Origin of the sequence: Pseudomonas sp. N-137 (assembly GCF_034555295.1) — a bacterium.
GTDB lineage: Bacteria > Pseudomonadota > Gammaproteobacteria > Pseudomonadales > Pseudomonadaceae > Aquipseudomonas > Aquipseudomonas rhizophila.
Map to the genome: position 1 here is coordinate 181,570 of NZ_JAXUDQ010000028.1, position 22,553 is coordinate 204,122.

The 22,553-nt window shown below is 61.7% G+C and carries 21 protein-coding genes; 14 read left to right on the top strand and 7 right to left on the bottom strand.

Translation table 11 applies throughout. The features are described 5' to 3' along the window. Positions 1 to 86 precede the first annotated feature (86 nt). Entirely contained in the window at positions 87 to 767 is a 681-nt protein-coding gene (locus tag T3A99_RS19135) for a DNA-3-methyladenine glycosylase (protein ID WP_047229487.1), read from the top strand. A gap of 157 nt (positions 768 to 924) precedes the next feature. Next, complete coding sequence (locus T3A99_RS19140) at positions 925 to 2,241, top strand: bifunctional DedA family/phosphatase PAP2 family protein (protein WP_107321814.1); 1,317 nt, start codon at positions 925 to 927, stop codon at positions 2,239 to 2,241. Between the two features lie 203 nt (positions 2,242 to 2,444). On the opposite strand, the gene T3A99_RS19145 is transcribed toward T3A99_RS19140, so the two are convergent. From T3A99_RS19145 to T3A99_RS19155, 3 genes are read right to left on the bottom strand one after another with little or no spacing between them, the layout of a single operon-like run. Beyond that, on the bottom strand, positions 2,445 to 3,035 hold the full coding sequence (locus T3A99_RS19145) for an LON peptidase substrate-binding domain-containing protein (RefSeq protein ID WP_047229485.1): 591 nt from the start codon (positions 3,033 to 3,035) through the stop codon (positions 2,445 to 2,447). A gap of 10 nt (positions 3,036 to 3,045) precedes the next feature. After that, a complete protein-coding gene (locus T3A99_RS19150) occupies positions 3,046 to 3,762 on the bottom strand; it encodes an LrgB family protein (protein WP_047229484.1) in 717 nt (238 codons plus the stop codon). Beyond that, complete coding sequence (locus tag T3A99_RS19155; protein ID WP_047229483.1) at positions 3,759 to 4,124, bottom strand: CidA/LrgA family protein; 366 nt, start codon at positions 4,122 to 4,124, stop codon at positions 3,759 to 3,761. Before T3A99_RS19155 ends, T3A99_RS19150 begins: the two co-directional genes overlap by 4 nt. A gap of 193 nt (positions 4,125 to 4,317) precedes the next feature. Here T3A99_RS19155 and T3A99_RS19160 point away from each other — a divergent pair, with 193 nt between their 5' ends. The 3 genes from T3A99_RS19160 to T3A99_RS19170 all read left to right on the top strand — a co-directional run bounded on the left by T3A99_RS19160 (position 4,318) and on the right by T3A99_RS19170 (position 7,258). After that, positions 4,318 to 4,773, top strand: coding sequence for a MaoC family dehydratase (locus tag T3A99_RS19160; RefSeq protein WP_047229482.1), 456 nt, complete (start codon positions 4,318 to 4,320; stop codon positions 4,771 to 4,773). Between the two features lie 97 nt (positions 4,774 to 4,870). After that, positions 4,871 to 6,589, top strand: coding sequence for a C13 family peptidase (locus tag T3A99_RS19165; protein ID WP_076383498.1), 1,719 nt, complete (start codon positions 4,871 to 4,873; stop codon positions 6,587 to 6,589). A 27-nt stretch (positions 6,590 to 6,616) separates the two neighbouring features. Further along, positions 6,617 to 7,258, top strand: coding sequence for an oxidoreductase (locus tag T3A99_RS19170; protein ID WP_047229480.1), 642 nt, complete (start codon positions 6,617 to 6,619; stop codon positions 7,256 to 7,258). 146 nt (positions 7,259 to 7,404) lie between these two features. Here T3A99_RS19170 and T3A99_RS19175 read toward each other — a convergent pair whose 3' ends face one another. The 4 genes from T3A99_RS19175 to T3A99_RS19190 all read right to left on the bottom strand — a co-directional run bounded on the left by T3A99_RS19175 (position 7,405) and on the right by T3A99_RS19190 (position 11,840). Beyond that, positions 7,405 to 7,689 (bottom strand): YceK/YidQ family lipoprotein, encoded by a 285-nt coding sequence (locus T3A99_RS19175; RefSeq protein WP_322834691.1) that lies wholly within the window; start codon positions 7,687 to 7,689, stop codon positions 7,405 to 7,407. After that, the gene (gene ubiX, locus T3A99_RS19180; protein WP_047229478.1) at positions 7,682 to 8,329 is read right to left on the bottom strand and encodes a flavin prenyltransferase UbiX; all 648 of its coding nucleotides are present in this window, start codon (positions 8,327 to 8,329) and stop codon (positions 7,682 to 7,684) included. Before ubiX ends, T3A99_RS19175 begins: the two co-directional genes overlap by 8 nt. Continuing rightward, complete coding sequence (mpl, locus tag T3A99_RS19185; RefSeq protein ID WP_288914979.1) at positions 8,326 to 9,675, bottom strand: UDP-N-acetylmuramate:L-alanyl-gamma-D-glutamyl-meso-diaminopimelate ligase; 1,350 nt, start codon at positions 9,673 to 9,675, stop codon at positions 8,326 to 8,328. The genes ubiX and mpl overlap by 4 nt, the downstream gene beginning before the upstream one ends. A 260-nt stretch (positions 9,676 to 9,935) precedes the next feature. Next, on the bottom strand, positions 9,936 to 11,840 hold the full coding sequence (locus T3A99_RS19190; RefSeq protein WP_047229476.1) for a sigma-54-dependent Fis family transcriptional regulator: 1,905 nt from the start codon (positions 11,838 to 11,840) through the stop codon (positions 9,936 to 9,938). 498 nt (positions 11,841 to 12,338) lie between these two features. On the opposite strand from T3A99_RS19190, the gene T3A99_RS19195 reads away from it, so the two are divergent. The 9 genes from T3A99_RS19195 to T3A99_RS19235 all read left to right on the top strand — a co-directional run bounded on the left by T3A99_RS19195 (position 12,339) and on the right by T3A99_RS19235 (position 21,911). Further along, complete coding sequence (locus T3A99_RS19195; protein ID WP_076383493.1) at positions 12,339 to 13,859, top strand: aldehyde dehydrogenase family protein; 1,521 nt, start codon at positions 12,339 to 12,341, stop codon at positions 13,857 to 13,859. A 224-nt stretch (positions 13,860 to 14,083) separates the two neighbouring features. Beyond that, on the top strand, positions 14,084 to 15,532 hold the full coding sequence (gene eat, locus T3A99_RS19200; protein WP_047229474.1) for an ethanolamine permease: 1,449 nt from the start codon (positions 14,084 to 14,086) through the stop codon (positions 15,530 to 15,532). A 57-nt stretch (positions 15,533 to 15,589) separates the two neighbouring features. Continuing rightward, positions 15,590 to 16,984, top strand: coding sequence for an ethanolamine ammonia-lyase subunit EutB (locus T3A99_RS19205; protein WP_047229473.1), 1,395 nt, complete (start codon positions 15,590 to 15,592; stop codon positions 16,982 to 16,984). Positions 16,985 to 17,011: 27 nt separating this feature from the next. Next, positions 17,012 to 17,836 carry an ethanolamine ammonia-lyase subunit EutC gene (gene eutC, locus T3A99_RS19210; RefSeq protein ID WP_281459803.1) on the top strand — a complete coding sequence of 275 codons (825 nt, stop codon included), beginning with the start codon at positions 17,012 to 17,014 and terminating at the stop codon, positions 17,834 to 17,836. 106 nt (positions 17,837 to 17,942) lie between these two features. After that, a complete protein-coding gene (locus T3A99_RS19215; RefSeq protein ID WP_076383489.1) occupies positions 17,943 to 18,404 on the top strand; it encodes a GNAT family N-acetyltransferase in 462 nt (153 codons plus the stop codon). A 466-nt stretch (positions 18,405 to 18,870) separates the two neighbouring features. Next, complete coding sequence (locus T3A99_RS19220; protein ID WP_281459802.1) at positions 18,871 to 19,527, top strand: DedA family protein; 657 nt, start codon at positions 18,871 to 18,873, stop codon at positions 19,525 to 19,527. Positions 19,528 to 19,533: 6 nt separating this feature from the next. Continuing rightward, positions 19,534 to 20,346, top strand: a complete 813-nt coding sequence (locus T3A99_RS19225; protein WP_139049079.1) for a zinc-dependent peptidase — start codon at positions 19,534 to 19,536, stop codon at positions 20,344 to 20,346. A gap of 111 nt (positions 20,347 to 20,457) precedes the next feature. Continuing rightward, positions 20,458 to 20,985, top strand: coding sequence for an inorganic diphosphatase (gene ppa, locus T3A99_RS19230; RefSeq protein WP_047229468.1), 528 nt, complete (start codon positions 20,458 to 20,460; stop codon positions 20,983 to 20,985). Between the two features lie 194 nt (positions 20,986 to 21,179). Further along, entirely contained in the window at positions 21,180 to 21,911 is a 732-nt protein-coding gene (locus T3A99_RS19235; RefSeq protein ID WP_322834692.1) for a helix-turn-helix transcriptional regulator, read from the top strand. The last annotated feature ends 642 nt before the right edge of the window (positions 21,912 to 22,553 follow it).

The following is a 22,553-nucleotide window of genomic DNA, read 5'->3' on the forward strand; positions in this document are numbered from 1 at the left end:
ACCTGCGCAAATAGTCGCTGTTCAGCGCCGATTAAGCTTTCCATTGCTATCATCGCGCTTCCTTTGGCCTCCCTTCGTCTCACGCCATGACCGATTCGCCCCCACTGCCAAACGCCCTGCCCGACGGTTTTTTTGATCGCGATGCCCAGGTGCTCGCCCGGGACCTGCTGGGCAAAGTCATTCGCCACAAGGTCGGTGACCTGTGGCTCAGCGCGCGGATCATCGAAACCGAAGCCTATTACTTCGCTGAAAAGGGCAGCCACGCTTCGCTGGGCTACACGGAAAAACGTAAGGCTTTGTTTCTGGATGGCGGCCACATCTATATGTATTACGCCCGGGGTGGCGATTCGCTGAATTTCAGCGCCCATGGCCCCGGCAATGCGGTGCTGATCAAATCGGCATACCCGTGGGTCGATACTGTTTCCGGCCCGGCAAGCCTGGCGCAGATGCTGCTCAACAACCCCGACGCCCAAGGCCGCCCGCGCCCCTCGCAAAAGCTTTGCGCCGGCCAGACGTTGTTGTGCAAGGCCCTGGGGCTGAAAGTGCCGCAGTGGGATGCCAAACGCTTCGACCCGGAACGCTTGCTGGTGGAAGACGTGGGCGTGCCGACAGTCAATGTGATCCAGACCACCCGCCTGGGCATCCCACTGGGACGGGATGAACACCTGCTCTACCGCTTCGTCGACGCGGCCTACGCCCCCTGGTGCACGCGGAACCCGCTGCGTCGCGGACAGGTCGAAGGGCGGGATTATTTTTTGCTTTCCTGAACGCCACACTGCCCAACCCTGTGGGAGCGAGCCTGCTCGCGATGGCGCCAGGTCAGTCGAATCAGAGGTTGGCTGATACACCGCTATCGCGAGCAGGCTCGCTCCCACAGTAAATAATGCATGCCGCTTAATGCTCAATGGAAATGGAGTTGTTTTTATGGGCCCATGGCTCGATAGCATCACTGGCTGGCTGACCGCCAACCCGCAATGGCTGGCGGCGGCGGTGTTTATCGTCGCGTGTGTAGAGTGCCTGGCCATCGCTGGGTTGCTCGTGCCGGGTACGGTGCTGTTGTTTGCGGTCGCGGTCCTGGCCGGCAGCGGCGCGTTGTCCCTGGGCGAGACTTTGCTGCTGGGCCTGCTGGGCGGTTTGCTGGGGGACTTGGTGTCGTATTTCCTGGGCAGGCATTTTCACCAGAACATCCGGCGCCTGCCGGGGCTGCGGCATCACCCCGAATGGATGAGCGCGGCGGAAAGCTATTTCCAGCGCTACGGCATCGCCAGCCTGCTGGTAGGGCGCTTCATTGGCCCGCTGCGACCCATGTTGCCGATGGTGGCCGGGATGTTCGACATGCCCTTCCCGCGCTTCGCCGCCGTCAGCCTGTTGGCCGCCGCCGGCTGGAGCGTGGCGTACCTGCTGCCCGGCTGGGCCACTGGCGCAGCGATCCGCCTGCCGTTGCCCGAGGGTTTCTGGCCACAGGCCGGTGTCGTGATTGGCAGCATCGCGGTGATGATCGCATTGAGCGTCAACAGCAGCCTGCGGCGCCATCGACATGCCTCAGCGCTGATCGCAGGTCTGGGCCTGGTGATCCTGATCGGGCTGTTCATCGGCTTTCGCTACCTCACAGCTTTCGATCAGGGGCTGGTGGCGCTGGTCCAGGAACATCGCAGCCCGACAATGGACGAAATCGCCGTGACCTTCACGCTGATCGGCGAATTCCACTACATGCTGATTTTCAGCGCCCTGCTGACCGGGTTGCTATTGCTGGCGCGCCAATGGCGCCAGGCAATCTTTGCCGGGGCCACGATGCTGTTCACCGCATTGGCCAATACCGGCACCAAGCACTTTTTCGCCCGTGTACGCCCGGAAGTCCTGAGCGAGCCGCTGACCAGCTACAGCATGCCCAGCGGTCATGCCTCCGGCGCCTTTGCCCTGTTCCTGGCGCTGGCCATCCTGGCCGGTCGTGGGCAACCGCCACGCCTGCGCCTGACCTGGCTGTTGCTGGGCTGTTTGCCAGCGCTGGCCATTGCCCTGTCGCGGGTGTACCTGGGTGCCCATTGGCCGAGCGACATCGTCGCCGGCGCCATGCTCGCTGCCTGTGTCTGCGCGGCGATGCTCTGGCTGAGCCAGCGCCAGACCCCGCTGCCGGCCATGCCGCCGAAAATCTGGTGGTTGATTCTGCCGGCGATGGTGGCAGCGTTCAGCTTCTTCGCACTGCGCCACCTGCCCAATGGGATGCTGCGGTATGCCTATTGAGGCCGGCAGCCAGCTATCGCGAGCAGGCTCACTCCCACAGGGAATCGGCAGTGAAACGCCCCTTTGTGGTCACTGAAGATCAACTGTGGGAGCGAGCCTGCTCGCGATGACGTCGGTACATTCAGCATTGATGCAAACTGAGCCACCGTTATCGCGAGCAAGCTCGCTCCCACAAGAGATCAGCCTGGTCAGTGATGAGCGCCTCAGGCGAACAGTTCGCCCTGCAACTCATCAAGCAACGCCTGGATTGCATCCAGCCGCTGCTGAGGATCATCGAGTTGCAGCAGGTCGAGCTTGTCCAGTTCATTGAAGGGCAGCAGGTAGGCCAGTTGATTGGCGAGCGACTGCTGGCCGGTGGCTTCGGTGCCCATGTTCAGGGCCTCGACCATCGGGTGTTCGGCCAGGGCCTTGAGCAACGCCACCAGATCGGCATCCTCATCCTGCAGCGGCTGTTCCGGCTCATCCTCCAGCCACTCGACTTCAGCGACGGTCAGTTGATCGGCCTGGACACTGCTGCTGTGTACGATAAAACGTCGTCCACCCTGCACACGAATGCCCAGCAGCCCGTTGTCCTGCTGGGAGAAATCGGTGATTCGCGCTTCACAGCCCACCCGCGCAAAGCCGTCGGGGGCGATACCGACTTCCTCGCCATCGAGGATGCACACCACGCCGAACCCCTCGCCCATTTTCATGCAGCGACCGATCATATCGAGGTAACGCGCCTCGAAAATCTGCAAATCGAGGATGCAACCGGGGAACAGTACCGTGTTCAACGGAAAAAGCGGCAAGCTCATAAGCAGTTCCTTAAACCGTCATCGACACCACCAACGGCAGCAACACCGCCGTGGCCACGCCCATCAGACTCATCGCCAGCGCCGCAAAGGCGCCGGACTCTTCGCTTTCCTGCAACGCCACGGACGTGCCGACCGCGTGAGCGGTCAGGCCCAGGGCCATGCCACGGGCTTCAGGGCTATGGACCCCAAGCCTAGTCAGAATGCTCGGACCCAGAATCGCCCCGAGCACCCCGGTGATCAACACAAACACCGCCGCCATGGCCGCTACGCCGCCGATCTGCTCGGCCACCAGCATGGCGATCGGTGAAGTCACCGACTTGGGCGCCATGGTCATCAGGATCATGTGTTCGGCGCCAAAAGCCCAGCCCAACACCACCGCAGAGCCCGTGGCGAACACCCCACCTATCACCAGCGTAGTAAAAATCGGCCAGAACAATTGCCGGATCCGTCGCAGGTTCAGGTACAAGGGCACCGCCAGCGCGACGGTGGCCGGCCCCAGCAGAATGCTGAGAATTTCCGTGCTCTCACGGTACTCGGCGTAGCTGATGCCGCAGCCGACCAGCACACCGATCAGCAGCAACATCGACATCAGCACCGGCTGCAGAAACACCCAGCGGGTCTTTTCGAACGCCGCCAGCACCAGTTGATAGGCGCCCAGGGTGATGCCGATACCAAACAGCGGATGATGGATCACCGAACTCCAGGCGCCCTGCCAATCAAGCATCATTGCCCATCCTCCGACTCGGGGGCGTGACGCCGGGCCAGGCGTTGCATCAGCACACCGGTAAACGCCATGGACAGGATCAACGACAGCACCAACGCACCGACAATGGCCCAGAAATCGGCAGCGATGGCCCGGGCGTACACCATCACCCCCACCGCCGGCGGCACCAGCAGCAACGGCAAGTAGCGCAACAGGCTGCCGGCCGCCAGGTTCAATGGCTCGCCGACTTCACCACGGATGACCAGATAGCCCAGCAGCAACAGCAGGCCAATGATCGGCCCCGGCAGCACCGGCAGGAACAAATGATTGATGGCGGTGCCCAGCAATTGGAACAGCACCAGCCAGGTCAGGCCCCGTAGCAACATCCTTCATCCTCCCCAGCAACACGTACGCAAACAATGCGCGCGCATTATAAGCACGCCCGCGCTATGGGTCGGCATTCGTAAAAAGCATGGTCGATGACCTGCCCTGCCCGTCATGTTGATCTACAGTGGTTCTCCGGGGACGCCGATCCCCGTTCCAAAAAAGACAAAACCGATGAACCCAAGGAGAGTCTCAATGCCCTACGTTCCCGTTGCAGCGCTCAAAGATTATGTCGGCAAGGAACTTGGACGTTCCGAATGGCTTACCATCGATCAGGATCGCATTAACCTGTTCGCCGAAGCCACTGGCGACTTTCAGTTCATCCACGTCGATCCGGTCAAGGCCGCGCAGACACCGTTCGGCAGCACCATCGCCCACGGTTTCCTGTCGCTGTCGCTGATGCCCAAACTCATGGAAGACATCCTGATCCTGCCCGAAGGCGTGAAGATGGTCGTCAACTACGGGTTGGACAGCGTGCGCTTCATTCAGCCCGTGAAAGTCGACTCCAAGGTCCGCCTCAAGGTCGACCTGGTGGACGTGACCGAGAAGAAACCCGGCCAATGGCTGCTCAAGGCCACCGCTACCCTGGAAATCGAAGGTTCGGACAAACCGGCCTACATCGCTGAGCCCCTGTCGCTCTGCTTCGTGTAGCCCCTCGCGGATGCGAAGCCGCTGCGGCAGTTTCGCATCGCTTCTCCTGACGCGCATTGCTACGGCATACTCGTGACCTGATTATCTGGATCCCGTTATGCGCTCATTTCTCCCTTTGGCCCTGACCCTGCTGCTCACCGCTTGCGGCGACGGCGAATCGCTGTTGCCTCCCGACGCGCGCCTGCCCGACGGCGGACGCTATCGCGGCGACCTGGTGGACGGTTTGCTGCAAGGCCAGGGGCGTGTCGACTACCCCAACGGCAGTTGGTACGCCGGGCAGTTCGACAAAGGCCAGTGGCACGGCACCGGGGAATGGCACGGCAGCAATGGCGAGGTCTATCGCGGCCAGTTCCAGCAGGGCCTGTTCAACGGCCAGGGTAGCCTGACCACGCCCACCAGCAGCTACACCGGCGGCTTCAAGCAAGGCCGGCGCGACGGTGAAGGCACGCTCAAAGAACACGGCATGATCTACCGCGGCGAATTCAAGGCCGACCGCTATTCCGGTTTCGGGCGCCTGGAGCTTGAGGACGGCAGCCAATACCAGGGGCCGTTCGTCAACGGCAAACCCAACGGCGAGGGCCAGCGCTTCGATGCCAGTGGCAACCAGTTCACCGGCAATTTCGTCGACGGCCAGCTCCAGGGCAAAGGCACCTTCAACAGCGCCGAGGGCGATGTCTACATCGGCGGGTTCAAGAACAACCAGCTCAGCGGTCGCGGTCGTTATGAAAATGCCGACGGCGATGTCTGGATCGGCCAGTTCAAGGAAGGCGCGCTCACCGGCAAGGGCCAACTGATCGGCGCCGACGGCAGCCACTACCTCGGTCAATTCAATGACTGGCGCTTTAGCGGCGAGGGCCGGCTGAACCTGCCCGACGGCAGCTTTTATATCGGCCAGTTCGAGAACGACACCTACCACGGACGCGGCACCCTGGCGCTGACCGATGGCACCGTGCAAAGCGGCACCTGGGCCAACGGCCTGCGAGTACGCGACGCTGGCGGGCGGCTGCTGCCGGATGTGCTCGAGCTCGGCCTTTTGGCCCAGGGGCGCCTGTTGGAAAATGCCCTGGCAAATATCCCGGCCTCGACCCCTGCGGTGGAGCTGTACAGCCTGACGGTGGGCGGCGACGGCAAGCAGAGTGTGTTCCTGCGCGAGTCCGACTACGTCGCCAATATGCTCACCAGCCGTTTTGGCGCGTTCGGCCAGATCCGCCTGGTCAACCACCGCGATCACCTCGGTGACCGGCCCATGGCCACTCGCGAAAGCCTGCGCCGCGCCGCCAGCGCCCTGGCCGAACGCAGCGGCCCGGAAGACCTGATCTTCATCTACCTGACCAGCCACGGCACCAGCGAACACGAACTGGTGCTCGACCAGCCGCGCATGGAACTGGCCGACCTGCCCGCCGATGAACTGGCCGTGGTGCTGGCGCCGCTGAAGGATCGCGACAAGATCGTGGTGATTTCAGCCTGTTACTCCGGCGGCTTCATCCCGGCGCTCAAGGATGAACGCACCTTGATCATGACCGCTTCCCGCGCCGATCGGGTGTCGTTCGGCTGCTCCGAGGAGGCCAACTTCACCTACTTCGGCGACGCGCTGTTCGCCCAGGCACTGAACCAGACCGACGATCTTGAGCAAGCCTTCAAGCGTGCCAAGGCCACCGTGGCCGAGCGGGAACAGGCGGACAATTTCGAAGCCTCCGAGCCGCAGATCTGGGCGCCCAGGACCGTCCTTTCCCATTGGCAGCTATTGCGCAAGCAACAGGCGCGAAAAGCATTACAAAGTACGGCATTGAACGACGAGGCCCAAAAGAGCAACTAAGCTGAATCGTATCAAGGGGGAAACACTATGTACTTGACGCCTCAGCATGTTTTGCTTGCCGGAGCTTCCGGGTTGACCGGGGAACATCTACTGGACCGGCTGCTCAACGAGCCGACCATCACACGTGTATTGGCGCCTTCACGCCGGCCGCTGGCCGAGCATCCACACCTGGAAAACCCGGTCGGTGAAACGGCCGAACTGCTGCCCCGCCTCAGTGGCCAGGTGGACATCGCATTTTGCTGCCTTGGCACGACCATCAAGAAGGCCGGCTCAGAACAGGCGTTTCGCGCGGTGGACCTGGACCTGGTGGTGGCCTTCGCCAAGCGCGCCCGGGAGCTGGGCGCAAGGCACCTGATCGTGATCAGCGCGCTGGGGGCAGACCCGAGCTCTTCGATTTTCTACAACCGGGTCAAAGGCGAAATGGAAGCCGCCCTCAAGGCCCAGGACTGGCCACAGCTGACCCTCTGCCGCCCTTCCCTGCTACTGGGCGAACGCACCGAACCGCGGTTGGCCGAACAATTGGCCGGCCCCTTGTCGAGGCTGATCCCCGGCAAGTACCACGGCATCGAAGCCTGCCAACTGGCCCGCGCCATGTGGCGCCTGGCCCTGGAAGAACAGGAAGGGGTGCGGGTGGTGGAGTCGGATGAGTTGCGTAAGTTGGGCAAATAATTGCGGCGCCTGGGCGGACGCCATCGCGAGCAGGCTCGCTCCCACAGTTGACCGAGTTCTTCAGAAGGAATGCGTACCAATGTGGGAACGAGCCTGCTCGCGATAGCGGTGGACCAGCTTACATTCATGTTGGATTGTAGCGCTGGTTACAACCCACCCGTAGCCTGAAACCCCACGCCAATCACCGTCAGCAACGACAACGGCAATAACAAGGTATCGAGCACCGCACTGGCCGGCAGATCCACGCCTGGGTAACGCGGCGCTTCGGCGCCAAAGCGGTCCTTGGCGCAACAGCCACCGTTAAGCGCATACAAGTCCAGGCGCGTGCCCGCATACACCACCGGCGCGCCGGGTTTGGCGGCGTCCAGGGTACGGGCGGTGGCGCAGCCGGTCAGTTGCAGCGCCAGCAGCACCACCAGCAGCTTATTCATCACTGCTCAAATGGTACTCGCCCCAGCGCGGCAGCATGTCCTGGGGGATGTTCAGCAGATTGAGAATCCGCGCGACCACAAAATCGATCAGGTCATCGATAGTCTGTGGCTGGTGATAAAAACCCGGAGAGGCCGGCAGAATCGTCACGCCCATGTTCGACAGCTTGAGCATGTGCTCCAGATGAATACTCGAATACGGCGCCTCACGCGGTACCAGGATCAACTGGCGGCGCTCCTTGAGCGTCACGTCGGCGGCGCGCTCGATCAGGTTGTTGCAGGCACCGGTGGCAATCGCCGAGAGCGTACCGGTGGAACACGGCACCACCACCATCGCCGCCGGCGCCCCGGAGCCCGAAGCCACCGGAGACATCCAGTCTTCCTTGCCATACACACGTATCTGCCCCGCCGCTGCACCGGTGTATTCGGTGAGGAAGGCCTGCATCATCTGGGTCTTGGCCGGCAGGGTGACGTCGGTCTCGGTGGCCATCACCAATTGCGCCGCCTTGGAGATGAGGAAATGCACCTCGCGGTCTTCCCGCACCAGGCAATCGAGCAGGCGCAAGCCGTACTGGGCGCCGGAAGCACCGGTCATGGCCAGGGTGATGCGGTCGGGGCCATTGCTCTCCAGGCGCGTGTTCATTTCAGTGCCTCGGCCAGCTTGCCGTGCAGGCCGCCGAAGCCGCCGTTGCTCATGATCACCACGTGAGTACCGGGCTGGGCCTGGCTCTTCACGCGCTCGATGATGCCTTCCAGGGAATCGCTGACAATCGACGGCACCGTGCACGACGCGGCGGTGGCGCCCAGGTCCCAGCCCAGGTTGGCCGGCGCGTACCAGATCACCTGATCGGCATCCACCACGCTTTCCGGCAGGCCGTCTCGGTGGGCGCCGAGTTTCATGGAGTTGGAACGCGGCTCGATGATGGCAATCAGCGGTGCATCGCCGATGCGCTTGCGCAAACCGTCGAGGGTGGTGGCGATGGCCGTCGGGTGGTGGGCGAAGTCGTCATAGATGGTGATGCCGCGCACTTCCGCGACCTTTTCCATCCGCCGCTTCACGCTTTTGAACGCACTCAGCGCGGCAATGCCCATGGACGGCACCACACCGACATGACGGGCCGCCGCCAGGGTCGCCAGGGCGTTGGCGACGTTGTGCTGGCCGGTCATGTCCCAATCGACCACACCTTGGGCCACGCCTTCGAACATGACTTCGAACTGCGAACCGTCGTCCTTGAGCAACTTCACTTGCCACTGCCCGCCGGCGCCGGTGGTTTGCACCGGGGTCCAGCAGCCCATTTCGATCACCCGCTGCAACGCGGGCTCGGTGGTCGGATGGATGACCAGGCCTTCACTTGGAATGGTGCGCACCAAATGGTGGAACTGCCGCTCGATGGCCGGCAGATCGGGGAAGATGTCCGCGTGATCGAACTCAAGGTTGTTGAGGATCGCGGTGCGCGGGCGGTAGTGGACGAATTTCGAGCGTTTGTCGAAAAACGCGCTGTCGTATTCATCGGCCTCGATCACGAAGAACGGCGTGCCGCCCAGGCGCGCCGACACCGAGAAATTCTGCGGCACGCCGCCGATCAGGAAGCCCGGGCTCATGCCCGCGTGCTCCAGCACCCAGGCGAGCATGCTGCTGGTGGTGGTCTTGCCATGGGTGCCGGCCACAGCCAGGACCCAACGGCCCTGCAACACATGGTCGGCCAGCCATTGCGGGCCGGACACGTAAGGCAGGCCTTTGTTGAGCACGTATTCAACCGCCGGATTGCCACGGGACATGGCGTTGCCGATGACCACCAGGTCCGGCGCCGGGTCCAGTTGCGCTGGGTCGTAGCCTTGGGTCAGCTCAATGCCCTGGGCCTCCAGCTGCGTGCTCATCGGCGGGTAGACGTTGGCGTCGGAACCGGTCACGTGATGGCCCAGCTCCTTGGCCAATACCGCCATCGAGCCCATGAAAGTGCCGCAAATACCGAGAATATGGATGTGCATAGTCGACCTCGTAAACATGGCCGCAGGTTAGCGTAGGGAGGGGGAAATCGCACCTTGTGTTTCGAACTGCAACCATCAGGACACCGCAAATCCTCTGTGGGAGCGAGCTTGCTCGCGATAGCGGTGGGTCAGTTTGCATTGATGCTGAATGTGCTGCCGCCATCGCGAGCAGGCTCGCTCCCACAGTTGACCGAGTTCTTTCAGGAAGAATGCGGTCAGAATGTGGGAGCGGGCTTGCTCGCGAATGGCCGCGACGCGGTTCAGCGGGCGATGGCGTGCTTGCGCAGCTTCCGGTAGAGGGTATTGCGGCTGATGCCCAGTTGTTCGGCGGTGTGGGTCATGTGCCAGCGCTGGCGCTCAAGTGCATCGAGCAGCGCCAATCGCTCGGCATCTTCCAGCGGGCGTTCCGCCACGGTTTCAACCAACGCCACCGGACACTGGCGAATCATCGCCGGCAGATCCTCCAGCCCGATCCGCCCGCCGTCGCACAACGCAGCAAGGGTGCGCAGCACATTGCGCAGTTGCCGCACGTTGCCCGGCCAATCAAAACTCAGCAATGCCTGGCGCGCCGGTTCGTCGATGGACACCGCTTCGGCGCCCGCCTCCTCGGCCAACAGAAAATCCAGCAACTGGGACTTGTCGCTGCGCTCGCGCAACGCCGGCAAAGGGATCTCCAGGCCGTTGAGGCGATAGTACAAGTCCTCGCGAAAACTGCCGTCGCGCACCCGATCAAGCAACTGACGGTGGGTGGCGCTGATGATGCGCACGTTCACCGCTTCGGGTTCGCCACCGATGGGCACCACCTGGCGATCTTCCAGCACCCGCAGCAAACGGGTCTGCAAGGCCAGGGGCATGTCACCGATCTCATCCAGAAACAGCGTGCCACCGTCGGCCTGTTGCAGCTTGCCGCGCATGCCTTCCTTGCGCGCGCCGGTGAAGCTGCCGCCGCGATAACCGAACAGCTCACTCTCGATCAGGCTTTCCGGGATCGCTGCGCAGTTAAGCGCCACGAAGTTTTTCCCGGCACGCTGGCTGGCGTGATGCACGGCTTTGGCGAAGGCTTCTTTACCAGAGCCGGTTTCGCCATGGATCAGCAGCGGCACATCGCGCTCAAACACCCGCAGCGCCTTGCGAAAATGCTCTTGCAACACCGCATCCCCCAGGCAGATGCCCGGTAACCGGGCGGGCTCGATGGTTTTAAATGCCGGGACGACCGGGACCGGCACACTGCGCGGCTGCCCCCGCAGCACGGCAAACAAATGCCGCCCGTCACGGGTGCGCAACGGCCAACTGGCGCTGGCCTGGGTGCTGGCCCGTCCGAGCAGCTCATCCAGTGAACAATCGAAAAAGTCTTCCACCCGCTGCCCCAGCAAGCCACCGCGAATATGCCCCAACAGGTTCAGCGCGCTCTGGTTGACCGCGCTGATCCGTCCTTCGCCGTCGAACGCCAGCAGCCCTTCGCTGAACAACCCCACGGACTCGGCCTGCAAGTGAAAACGCAGCAGCCATTGATTGTCGAAGCAGCGCAGGAAATAGCAGCTCTCGATCATCTTCGCCGAGAGGTTGACCAGGGCCATGGTGTGGAACTGGCTCTGGCGCGACACGTCCGGCCGGGCCGATGACACATCCAGCACCGCGAGCAGTTCGCCATGGGGATCGAAAACCGGGCTCGCCGAGCAGGTCAGGCCGGTGTGGCGGCCGCGAAAGTGTTCTTCCTGGTGAATCGTCAGGGCCTGGCGCTCCACCAGGCAGGTGCCGATGCCGTTGGTGCCTTCGCAGGCTTCGCTCCAGTCGGCGCCGAGCCAGAGGCCGGCCCGTTCGAAAATCTTGCGCTCGCTGGGGGCGGTGACACAGTTGAGGATCACGCCGCGCGCGTCAGTCAGCAGCACCGCGTGGCCGGCGCCGGAGAGTTGTTGATGCAGGCTGGTCATTTCCGTGCCGGCGATGTGCAGCACCTGTTGCAGGCGCTCGCGGCTTTCCAGCACCCGGCCATGCTCAAGCACCGTCGGCGCCAGGTTTTGCGCCGGGTCGAGGTGATAGTCCTCAAGGCAGCGCAGCCAGGAACGGGCAATCGACGGATCGCTGCCAGGGCCCTGCAAATGGGCCTTGCCCTGGGTGACCGTCAGGACTTGTTGGGCATGGCGACTCAAGTGGTTGCTGTGCATTTCTTATTATTTCTCCCCGAAGGACCTGCCTCACTGGAGCAACTGTTTAACATTTAACCAATGTTCAACACTTAACCTGTGGCGAGGGGATTTATCCCCGCTGGGCTGCGAAGCAGCCCTGAAACCTAAGCATGCGGTGTATCAGATTGATCGAGTTGGCTGCTTTGGGGGCTGCTTCGCAGCCCAACGGGGATAAATCCCCTCACCACAACTTTGCTGGGCAGGCCAACTGGTGAGGCCCAGCATCCTCCAGCCCACCCACCTTTGCAATGCTGGCGCGACCTGTCAGTCACAGACTGTCTCGCATCTGGCACAAACTGTCACACCCGCTGTATCGCTATCGTCACGCAGGGCATCCGTTTGTCCGACGAACTGCTCCTAAAGTCTTGATTTACGGGCCCTGCAAGGCAGTGGCCCGACCTTTGCTCTAGGCTTAATTACCAGCGCTCAATTTTGCGCGGCCTCCCGTATAAGCACAAAAGCCAAGGAGAACTCATCATGCGTTACGCTCACCCCGGTACTGAAGGCGCTATCGTTTCGTTCAAGAGCAAATACGGTAACTACATCGGCGGCGAGTTCGTCGCGCCTGTCAAAGGTCAGTACTTCACCAATACTTCCCCGGTCAATGGCCAGCCCATTGCCGAATTCCCGCGTTCCACGGCCGAAGACATTGAAAAAGCCCTGGACGCCGCCCACGCCGCTGCCGATGCCTGGGGCGCCACGTCCGCCCAGGCCCGTTCGCTGGTCCTGCTGAAAATCGCCGACCGCATCGAAGCAAACCTTGAGGTTCTGGCGATCACCGAATCCTGGGACAACGGCAAGGCCGTGCGCGAAACCCTCAACGCCGACATCCCCCTGGCCGCCGACCATTTCCGTTACTTCGCCGGTTGCCTGCGCGCCCAGGAAGGCAGCGCCGCCGAGATCGACGGCAACACCGTGGCCTATCACATCCATGAACCGCTGGGCGTGGTCGGGCAGATCATCCCGTGGAACTTCCCGCTGCTGATGGCCGCGTGGAAACTCGCCCCGGCCCTGGCCGCCGGTAACTGCGTGGTGCTCAAGCCCGCCGAGCAAACCCCATTGGGCATTTGCGTGCTGATGGAGCTGATCGGCGACCTGCTGCCACCTGGCGTACTGAACGTGGTGCAAGGCTTCGGCAAGGAAGCCGGTGAAGCCCTGGCCACCAGCAAGCGCATCGCCAAGATCGCCTTCACCGGCTCGACCCCGGTCGGCTCGCACATCATGAAATGCGCGGCCGAGAACATCATCCCGTCCACCGTGGAACTGGGCGGCAAGTCGCCGAACATCTTCTTCGAAGACATCATGCAGGCCGAGCCGAGCTTCATTGAGAAAGCGGCCGAAGGTCTGGTGCTGGCGTTCTTCAACCAGGGTGAAGTCTGCACTTGCCCTTCCCGCGCCCTGGTGCAGGAGTCGATCTACGACGAGTTCATGAAAGTTGTGATGAACAAAGTCCTGCAGATCAAGCGCGGCGACCCGTTGGACACCGACACCATGGTCGGCGCCCAGGCGTCCGAGCAGCAATTCGACAAGATTCTTTCGTACCTGGAAATCGCCAAGGGCGAAGGCGCAGAACTGCTGACCGGCGGCCGGGTGGAAAAACTCGAGGGCAACCTGGCCACGGGTTATTACATCCAGCCCACCCTGCTCAAGGGCACCAACAAGATGCGCGTGTTCCAGGAAGAAATCTTCGGCCCAGTGGTGAGCATCACCACCTTCAAGGATGAAGCCGAAGCCTTGGCGATCGCCAACGACACCGAGTTCGGCCTCGGCGCCGGTCTCTGGACCCGCGACATCAACCGCGCCTATCGCATGGGCCGGGCGATCAAGGCCGGTCGCGTCTGGACCAACTGCTACCACCTCTACCCGGCTCATGCGGCGTTTGGTGGTTACAAGAAGTCCGGCGTGGGTCGTGAAACCCACAAGATGATGCTTGACCATTACCAGCAGACCAAGAACCTGCTGGTGAGCTACGACATCAATCCGTTGGGGTTCTTCTAACCTGCGGGAAATTTGTGCCCGGCCGATCGTTCCCACGCTCTGCGTGGGAACGCCTCTACGGACGCTCCGCGTTCGGCTCTTTGGGACGCGGAGCGTCCCTGGCTGTGTTCCCACGCAGAGCGTGGGAACAATCAAGCTTGCATCCCTGCTGTATGCAACACACCGGTTCCAAGAGCAGCCCCGCTCCAACAGGGCCAAAAAACAATAAAAACAGGTAAACCCTTATGCCAAGCGATCAAGCAAACCCGCAACCGGCAACGTCCTCGGTCGACTTTGAAAAAGTCGGCTCCGAATACTTCCAACAACGCGAACTGAAAAAAGGCGCGGCGGGCTGGGTCCTGCTGGTGGGCCTGGGGGTGGCGTATGTCATTTCCGGGGACTACGCCGGCTGGAACTTCGGCCTGGCCCAGGGCGGTTGGGGCGGGATGTTTCTTGCCACGCTGCTGATGGCCGCGATGTACCTGTGCATGTGCTTTTCCCTGGCCGAGCTGTCCTCGATGATTCCTACCGCTGGCGGCGGCTATGGCTTTGCCCGTAGCGCATTCGGGCCCTGGGGCGGGTTTCTCACGGGCACGGCGATCCTCATCGAATACGCCATCGCCCCGGCGGCGATTGCCGTGTTCATCGGCGCGTATTGCCAATCGCTATTCGGCATTGGCGGCTGGATGATCTACCTGGCGTTCTACATCATCTTCATCGCCATCCACATATTCGGCGTGGGTGAAGCCCTCAAACTGATGTTCATCATCACCGCCGTCGCCGCCCTGGCATTGGGCGTGTTTCTGGTGGCGATGGTGCCGCACTTCGACGTCGCCAACCTGCTGGACATCCCGGTCACCGCAGCCACGGGCGCCAGCCCATTCCTGCCGTTCGGCTATGTCGGCGTGTGGGCAGCCATTCCGTATGCCATCTGGTTTTTCCTGGCCGTGGAAGGCGTACCGCTGGCGGCTGAAGAAACCAAGAACCCCAAGCGCGACCTGCCGCGCGGCCTGATCGGCGCCATGCTGGTGCTGGTGGCGTTTGCCCTGCTGATTCTGGTGATCGGCCCAGGCGGCGCGGGTTCCAATGCGCTGATGGCTTCGGGCAACCCGCTGGTGGAAGCCCTGGCCAAGGCCTACGGCGGCTCGACCTGGATGGGCAACTTCGTCAACCTCGTGGGCCTGGCGGGCCTGATCGCCAGTTTCTTCTCGATCATCTACGCCTACTCGCGGCAGATCTTCGCGTTGTCTCGCGCCGGTTACCTGCCACGCAAGCTCTCCGAAACCAATAAAAGCAAAGCACCGGTATTGGCGCTGGTCATCCCCGGCATCATCGGTTTCGGGCTGTCCCTGACCGGCCAGGGCGATCTGCTGATTCTGGTGGCGGTGTTCGGCGCCACCATCTCCTACGTGTTGATGATGGCCGCGCACATCACCCTGCGCATCCGCCGCCCCAAAATGGACCGGCCATACCGCACACCGGGCGGCATCTTCACCTCGGGCGTGGCCCTGGTGCTGGCGTGCATCGCCGTAGTAGCGGGCTTTCTGGTGGATCCGCGGGTGGTCATCGGCGCGGCGATCATCTATGGAGTGTTAATTGCTTACTTCGCGTTCTACAGTCGGCATCACTTGGTAGCAGGCACGCCCGAAGAAGAATTCGCGGCCATTCAGAAAGCTGAAGAAGCCTTGCACTAAGTTGTAAAACGCCGAAAACCACGGCGCCGCCCAGCGGCGCCGTCACGGAGAACCTGTATGGCCAGTTTTGCACACACGGTCGGCGCCCAGACCTACCGCTTCGACAGCCTCAAAGACCTGATGGCCAAGGCCAGCCCGGCGCGTTCCGGGGATTTTCTGGCCGAGGTCGCGGCACTCAATGATGGCGAACGCGTAGCAGCGCAAATGGCCTTGGCCGACCTGCCCCTCAGCCATTTCCTGCAAGAAATGCTGATTCCTTACGAGGACGACGAAGTCACCCGGCTGATCGTCGACACCCACGATAAACAGGCCTTCGCCGCCGTCAGCCACCTCACCGTCGGCGGTTTTCGCGACTGGCTGCTCAGCGATGCGGCCGACGAACACAGCCTGCGGGCGCTGGCCCCGGGCCTGACCCCGGAAATGGTCGCCGCCGTATCGAAGATCATGCGCGTGCAGGACCTGGTGCTGGTAGCGCAGAAAATCCGCGTGGTGACGAAATTTCGCGGCACCCTCGGCCTTCGCGGGCGACTGTCCACCCGCCTGCAACCCAACCACCCCACCGATGAGCCCGCCGGGATCGCCGCAAGCATCCTCGACGGCCTGCTCTTCGGCAATGGCGACGCCATGATCGGCATCAACCCGGCCACCGACAGCACAGCGTCGATCTGCGCCATGCTGGAAATGCTCGACGCCATCATCCAGCGCTACGACATCCCGACCCAAGGCTGCGTGCTGACCCACGTCACCACCTCCATTGAAGCGGCGAACCGTGGCGTGCCCCTGGACCTGGTGTTCCAGTCCATTGCCGGCACCGAAGCGGCCAACGCCAGTTTCGGCATCAACCTGAACGTCTTGCAGGAAGGCTACGACGCCGGGCTGAGCCTGAATCGCGGCACCTTGGGCAACAACCTGATGTATTTCGAAACCGGCCAGGGCAGCGCCCTTTCAGCCAACGCCCACCACGGCGTCGATCAACAGACCTGCGAAACCCGGGCCTACGCCGTCGCACGGCATTTCAAGCCGTTTTTGGTGAACACGGTTGTAGGATTCATCGGCCCGGAATACCTGTACAACGGCAAACAGATCATCCGCGCCGGCCTCGAAGATCACTTCTGCGGCAAGCTTTTGGGCGTGCCGATGGGTTGCGACATCTGCTACACCAACCACGCCGAAGCCGACCAGGACGACATGGACACTCTGCTGACCCTGCTGGGCGTGGCCGGGATCAACTTCATCATGGGCATCCCCGGCTCCGACGACATCATGCTCAACTACCAGACCACTTCGTTCCACGACGCTCTCTACGCCCGCCAGACCCTGGGCCTGAAGCCGGCGCCGGAATTCGAAACGTGGCTGGCGAACATGGGCATTTTCACCCAGGCCGATGGCCGGGTGCGGTTCGGCGACAACCTGCCACCGGCGTTTCGTCACGCATTAGCTCATTTGGGATAAGCCGCATTTGGGATGAGAGAACTGCCCATGGATAAAAAACCTGTAGATCCACAAAACCCTTGGCTGAATCTGCGCAACCTCACCCCGGCGCGCATCGCCCTGGGCCGCACCGGCACCAGCCTGCCAACCTCGGCGCAACTGGACTTCCAGTACGCCCACGCCCAGGCTCGGGACGCCGTGCACCTGGCCTTCGACCATGAAGGCATTCGCGCGCAACTGACTGAACGCGGCCGCGAAAGCCTGCTGCTGCACAGCGCCGCCAGCGACCGCAACAGCTACCTGCAGCGCCCGGACCTGGGCCGACGGCTCGATGAGGCCTCCGTACAAATCCTGGAGGACTACGCAGCGGCCCACCCCGGCGGCGTAGACCTGGCCATCGTGGTGGCCGACGGCCTGTCGGCGCTGGCGGTGCATCGGCATACCTTGCCGTTCCTGGCGCGGCTGGAAGAACAGACCGCCGCTGATGGTTGGTCAACCTCGCCGGTGATTCTGGTGGAACAGGGCCGCGTCGCGGTGGCTGATGAGGTGGCGCAGCGGCTCGGCGCAAAAATGTCGGTGATCCTGATCGGCGAACGCCCCGGCCTCAGTTCCCCCGACAGCCTGGGGTTGTATTTCACCTACAACCCCAAGGTCGGCCTGACCGATGCGTATCGCAACTGCATCTCCAACGTCCGGCTCGAAGGTTTGAGCTACGGCATGGCCGCCCACCGCCTGATCTACCTGATGCGCGAGGCCTGCCGCAGACAGCTCTCGGGGGTCAACCTGAAGGACGAAGCCCAGGTCCAAACTCTAGACTCGGAAAATACCGCCGATATGAAAGGTAACTTCCTACTGATGCCGCCCCGAAGCTGATCCGTTTACAAGTTTGCGTTTTTGATCCGCTTTCAGGCAGCATCGAAGCACGGCAGAACGCCGTTGTTGTCCGAGTATCTGTCGACCTTTGCAGACGAGACCTACTATGCGGATTATCCAAGCGACCCTGGAACACCTGGACCTGCTGACCCCATTGTTCGTCAAATACCGGGAATTCTATGGCTCGCTGCCCTACCCGGATTCGTCCCGAGCCTTCCTCGAAAAACGCCTGCGCCGCAAGGAATCGGTGATCTACCTGGCGTTGCCCGATGACGATGACAACCGGTTGCTGGGCTTCTGCCAGCTCTATCCAAGCTTCTCGTCACTGTCGCTCAAGCGCGTGTGGATCCTCAACGACATCTACGTCGCCGAAGACGCCCGCCGCCAACTGGTGGCCGACAACCTGATCCGCACCGCGAAAAAAATGGCCAAGGAAACCAACGCCGTACGCATGCGCGTCTCCACCAGCAGCAACAACGAGGTGGCGCAGAAAACCTACGAGTCCATCGGCTTCAAGGAAGACACCGAGTTCAAGAACTACGTGTTGCCGATCAGCGAAGAGCTCTGACCCGATTACCGCGGACTGATCGTTCCCACGCTCCCGCGTGGGAATGCCGCCAGGGACGCTCCGCGTTCCGCTTGACGCAGAGCGTCACGGGATGCATTCCCACGCGGAGCGTAGGAACGATCGATAACCCCTGTGGTTGGGTGAAACGTTGTGGCGAGGGGATTTATCCCCGCTGGGCTGCGCAGCAGCCCCAGAACCTGAGCACGCGGTGCATCAGGCAGACCGGGTTGGCTGCATTTGGGACCGCTTCGCGCTCCAGCGGGAGCAAGCTCCCTCGCCGCAGAGTTCTTCACCCAGCCAGAAGCCTCCCGACATCCCCCGCTACAAACTCACCACGCACACCACCCTCGACCTCGTATAATGCCGCTCTTCCCGGCTTGTAAGAAAAAGCTACACGCGCTGTAGCCTTACTCGAAGCCCGACCCACAGGCCCCACCCAGTCAGGCCGCGACCACAGGTGCTTTGCATGGATTTCAACCCCCTCGACCTCATTCTGCATCTCGATGTGTACCTCGACCTGCTGGTGACCAACTACGGGCCGTGGATCTACGCCATCCTGTTCCTGGTGATCTTCTGCGAAACCGGCCTGGTGGTGATGCCCTTCCTGCCGGGCGATTCCCTGCTGTTCATCGCCGGCGCGGTAGCCGCCGGTGGCGGCATGGACCCGGTGCTACTCGGTGGCCTGCTGATGCTGGCGGCGATCCTTGGCGACAGCACCAACTACATCATTGGCCGCACCGCAGGCGAACGACTGTTCAGCAACCCGAACTCGAAAATCTTCCGCCGCGACTACCTGCAACAAACCCACGACTTCTACGACAAGCACGGCGGCAAAACCGTGACCCTGGCGCGCTTCCTGCCGATCATCCGCACCTTCGCCCCCTTCGTCGCCGGCGTTGCAAAAATGCCCTACCCGCGCTTCTTCGCCTTCAGCGTCCTGGGCACCATCCTGTGGGTCGGCGGCCTGGTCACCCTCGGGTTCTTCTTCGGCAACGTGCCATTCATCAAGCAGAACCTGTCGCTGCTGGTGCTGGGCATCATCCTGCTGTCGCTGGTACCGATGATCATCGGCGTGATCCGCAGCCGCCTCGCCGCCAACGCCTCGAAAGCTCACCCGCGCTGATCGCCCATGTGGTCCCTGAGCGGCTGGCGCCGGCAACGCACCCTCGCCAAACATCCCGTCAGCGAGGAAACCTGGCAGCGGGTGCGTCACCAGTTGAGCTTTCTCGACGGCATCAGCGCCACCGAGGACCAATGGCTGCGCGAAGCCTGCGTACTGTTCCTGCACGACAAACACCTCAGCGCCCTGCCCGGCGTCGAACTGCACCAGGAACAACGTCTGCTGCTCGCCGCTCAGGCCCAATTGCCGCTGATGCACCTCGGCGACTTGAACTGGTACCAGGGCTTCCACGAAATCGTCCTCTACCCCGACGACTTCCTCAGCCCCCAGCGCTACCGTGACGCCAGCGGCATCGAGCACGAATGGGACGGCGAACACAGCGGCGAAGCCTGGCCCCAGGGCCCGATCATCCTGGCCTGGGACGGCGTGCTCGCCAGTGGCGGCTGGGACGGCTACAACCTGGTGATCCACGAGCTGGCGCACAAACTCGACATGCTCAACGGCGACGCCAACGGCCTGCCACCGCTGCATGCCGACATGCGGGTCAAGGACTGGGCCGAGGCCATGCAACAGGCTTTCGACGACCTCAACCGCCAACTGGACCAGGATCCGGACGCAGAAACCCTCATCGATCCCTACGCTGCGGAGAATCCGGCGGAGTTCTTCGCCGTCACCAGCGAATACTTCTTCAGCGCCCCGGACCTGCTGCACCAGGCGTACCCGCGGGTCTATGAACAGCTCAAGGCGTTCTACCGCCAGGACCCGCTGGCCCGGCTACGGCAACTTCAAGCCGAAGATCCGGTCTATCAGGCGTCATACTAAGGTCTCTAAGACCCTTGTAACGTGGCATCGACGGCCGAATATGCCTATAATCGCCGCCACTTTTTGGTCAATCCGACCAGTCATTTGGTCAACTAACGGGGGCACCGCCCAATGAGCTACAGCAAGATTCCGGCTGGCAAAGACCTGCCGAACGACATCTACGTCGCGATCGAAATCCCGGCCAACCACGCCCCGATCAAATACGAAATCGACAAAGACAGCGATTGCCTGTTCGTTGACCGTTTCATGGCCACCCCAATGTTCTACCCGGCCAACTACGGTTTCATCCCCAACACCCTGGCCGACGACGGTGACCCCCTCGACGTGCTGGTCGTGACCCCTTACCCAGTCGCCCCAGGCTCGGTCATCCGCGCCCGTCCGGTCGGCATCCTGAACATGACCGACGACGGCGGCGGCGACGCCAAAGTCATCGCCGTACCGCACGACAAACTGTCGCAGCTGTACGTCGACGTGAAAGAGTACACCGACCTGCCAGCCCTGCTGATCCAGCAGATCGAACACTTCTTCGAGAACTACAAGGATCTCGAGAAAGGCAAGTGGGTCAAGATCGAAGGCTGGGCCGGTGCTGACGCCGCCCGCGAAGCGATCACCAAGTCGGTTGCCGCCTACAAAGGCTGAGACTGAAGTAAAGAAAAACCCCGGTTTGCACCGGGGTTTTTTATGCCTTAATGATGATAAATACGAAGTTGTATTAATACCGTTTAACCCCGTTTAGCCCGCCCCTTTCAAATCCTGCAAACGGAAAGATCGTCTTATATATTTGCACGACATGTTTATTGCCGAAAACACAGTCGCCCCTAAACTTTCCGTTTATGAAAATACTTTCCAGTGGCGACCGCTTCAGAGCCCTTCTAAAAGAAGCGAATATCCGATCCGCCGACTTCGCGAAGTTATACGGCGTGAAATCCCAGCACATAAACAACTGGTTCAACCGTGGCATCCCGCCAGGGCGCATCTACTCCATCGCCAGCCTGCTGACCGTCAGCCCGCAATGGCTCGCCACCGGCGAAGGCCCGCAGACCCCATTGGGCCTGGGCCCGGGCATCACCTATGAAGCCGCCGAAAACGATGGCGTCTACAGCGTGCAAGAAACCACGGACATCGAACTGCCCCTCTACAAGGAAGCCCCCATCGCCCCCGGCGAAACCAAAACCCACATCATCGAAATCCCCGACCAAACCATCCGCCTGCCCCGCAGCCACCTCGAAACCCTCGACATCAACCCCAGCGATGCCATCTGCACCACCATGGTCGGCGACAGCATGGCCGAACGCATCGAAGACGGCTCCACCCTCGCCATCGACCGCGGCCTGACCCAAATCGTCGACGGCCATATCTATGCGCTTGAGCATGACGGCATGCTGCGTATCAAATACCTGCACCGCGTTCCCGGTAATCGTCTACGCCTGCGCAGCCACAACAACACCGCCTACCCCGACGAAGTCTTCAGCGCTGAACAGATTGATGCGCAGAACATACGGGTGATTGGCTGGGTGTTCTGGTGGTCCACCCTGAACAAACAACGACCGCCGGTGTTCGACTAACCCACCCAAGACCAGAAACGGTGGCGGGAATTGTGGCAGGAGCTGTAGCCGGAGCTGTGGCAGAAGCTTTTGTGGCGAGGGAGCTTGCTCCCGCTGGGCTGCGCAGCAGCCCCCTGCTTTTCCCCTGATTCACCCCTAACCCAATGATTCCACACCACTTACCACTGGGATTCTGAAGAAAACCCGCGTATCCTCCGCCCCACATTTGCGAGCCCACACCTCGCACCGACAAGGCAGATCACTTTCTGACCAAGTCCCACAGCCGGCCGCAAGAGCCGGATGTACGTTTTGAAGGCTGGTAAGGTTTGTCAAAAACGAGCTGAATCAGTCAACGAGAAGCCGGCCATAAGCCGGCTTTTTAACGCCTGAAAGCCACGTAGAATGTGGGCTAGATACGAAACGCCATCTTTGACCCACACTTTTCCCCACACCCATACGCAGGGTTAGCCGCAGCCAGGCAGCGTGAACCTTTCGTCCTCCTGGCAAATCGTGGCCTGTAAAACGTGTTCTCGCGAGCAAGGGTCACGCTATTAGCTCGAACACTAAATTTCAAAGCAAATTGATACAGCACCGCTCCGTCGCTGAGTCTCTACAAAGACAATGTAGAGCCGAGTGATATTGCGCGGTTGATAAAACGCATTC

What these genes read in the sequence shown, in the direction of transcription:
- T3A99_RS19135 (WP_047229487.1), top strand. Translation starts at nt 87, where the DNA reads ATGACCGATTCGCCCCCACTGCCAAACGCCCTGCCCGACGGTTTTTTT.
- T3A99_RS19140 (WP_107321814.1), top strand. Translation starts at nt 925, where the DNA reads ATGGGCCCATGGCTCGATAGCATCACTGGCTGGCTGACCGCCAACCCG.
- T3A99_RS19145 (WP_047229485.1), bottom strand. Translation starts at nt 3,035, where the DNA reads ATGAGCTTGCCGCTTTTTCCGTTGAACACGGTACTGTTCCCCGGTTGC.
- T3A99_RS19150 (WP_047229484.1), bottom strand. Translation starts at nt 3,762, where the DNA reads ATGATGCTTGATTGGCAGGGCGCCTGGAGTTCGGTGATCCATCATCCG.
- T3A99_RS19155 (WP_047229483.1), bottom strand. Translation starts at nt 4,124, where the DNA reads ATGTTGCTACGGGGCCTGACCTGGCTGGTGCTGTTCCAATTGCTGGGC.
- T3A99_RS19160 (WP_047229482.1), top strand. Translation starts at nt 4,318, where the DNA reads ATGCCCTACGTTCCCGTTGCAGCGCTCAAAGATTATGTCGGCAAGGAA.
- T3A99_RS19165 (WP_076383498.1), top strand. Translation starts at nt 4,871, where the DNA reads ATGCGCTCATTTCTCCCTTTGGCCCTGACCCTGCTGCTCACCGCTTGC.
- T3A99_RS19170 (WP_047229480.1), top strand. Translation starts at nt 6,617, where the DNA reads ATGTACTTGACGCCTCAGCATGTTTTGCTTGCCGGAGCTTCCGGGTTG.
- T3A99_RS19175 (WP_322834691.1), bottom strand. Translation starts at nt 7,689, where the DNA reads ATGAATAAGCTGCTGGTGGTGCTGCTGGCGCTGCAACTGACCGGCTGC.
- ubiX (WP_047229478.1), bottom strand. Translation starts at nt 8,329, where the DNA reads ATGAACACGCGCCTGGAGAGCAATGGCCCCGACCGCATCACCCTGGCC.
- mpl (WP_288914979.1), bottom strand. Translation starts at nt 9,675, where the DNA reads ATGCACATCCATATTCTCGGTATTTGCGGCACTTTCATGGGCTCGATG.
- T3A99_RS19190 (WP_047229476.1), bottom strand. Translation starts at nt 11,840, where the DNA reads ATGCACAGCAACCACTTGAGTCGCCATGCCCAACAAGTCCTGACGGTC.
- T3A99_RS19195 (WP_076383493.1), top strand. Translation starts at nt 12,339, where the DNA reads ATGCGTTACGCTCACCCCGGTACTGAAGGCGCTATCGTTTCGTTCAAG.
- eat (WP_047229474.1), top strand. Translation starts at nt 14,084, where the DNA reads ATGCCAAGCGATCAAGCAAACCCGCAACCGGCAACGTCCTCGGTCGAC.
- T3A99_RS19205 (WP_047229473.1), top strand. Translation starts at nt 15,590, where the DNA reads ATGGCCAGTTTTGCACACACGGTCGGCGCCCAGACCTACCGCTTCGAC.
- eutC (WP_281459803.1), top strand. Translation starts at nt 17,012, where the DNA reads ATGGATAAAAAACCTGTAGATCCACAAAACCCTTGGCTGAATCTGCGC.
- T3A99_RS19215 (WP_076383489.1), top strand. Translation starts at nt 17,943, where the DNA reads ATGCGGATTATCCAAGCGACCCTGGAACACCTGGACCTGCTGACCCCA.
- T3A99_RS19220 (WP_281459802.1), top strand. Translation starts at nt 18,871, where the DNA reads ATGGATTTCAACCCCCTCGACCTCATTCTGCATCTCGATGTGTACCTC.
- T3A99_RS19225 (WP_139049079.1), top strand. Translation starts at nt 19,534, where the DNA reads ATGTGGTCCCTGAGCGGCTGGCGCCGGCAACGCACCCTCGCCAAACAT.
- ppa (WP_047229468.1), top strand. Translation starts at nt 20,458, where the DNA reads ATGAGCTACAGCAAGATTCCGGCTGGCAAAGACCTGCCGAACGACATC.
- T3A99_RS19235 (WP_322834692.1), top strand. Translation starts at nt 21,180, where the DNA reads ATGAAAATACTTTCCAGTGGCGACCGCTTCAGAGCCCTTCTAAAAGAA.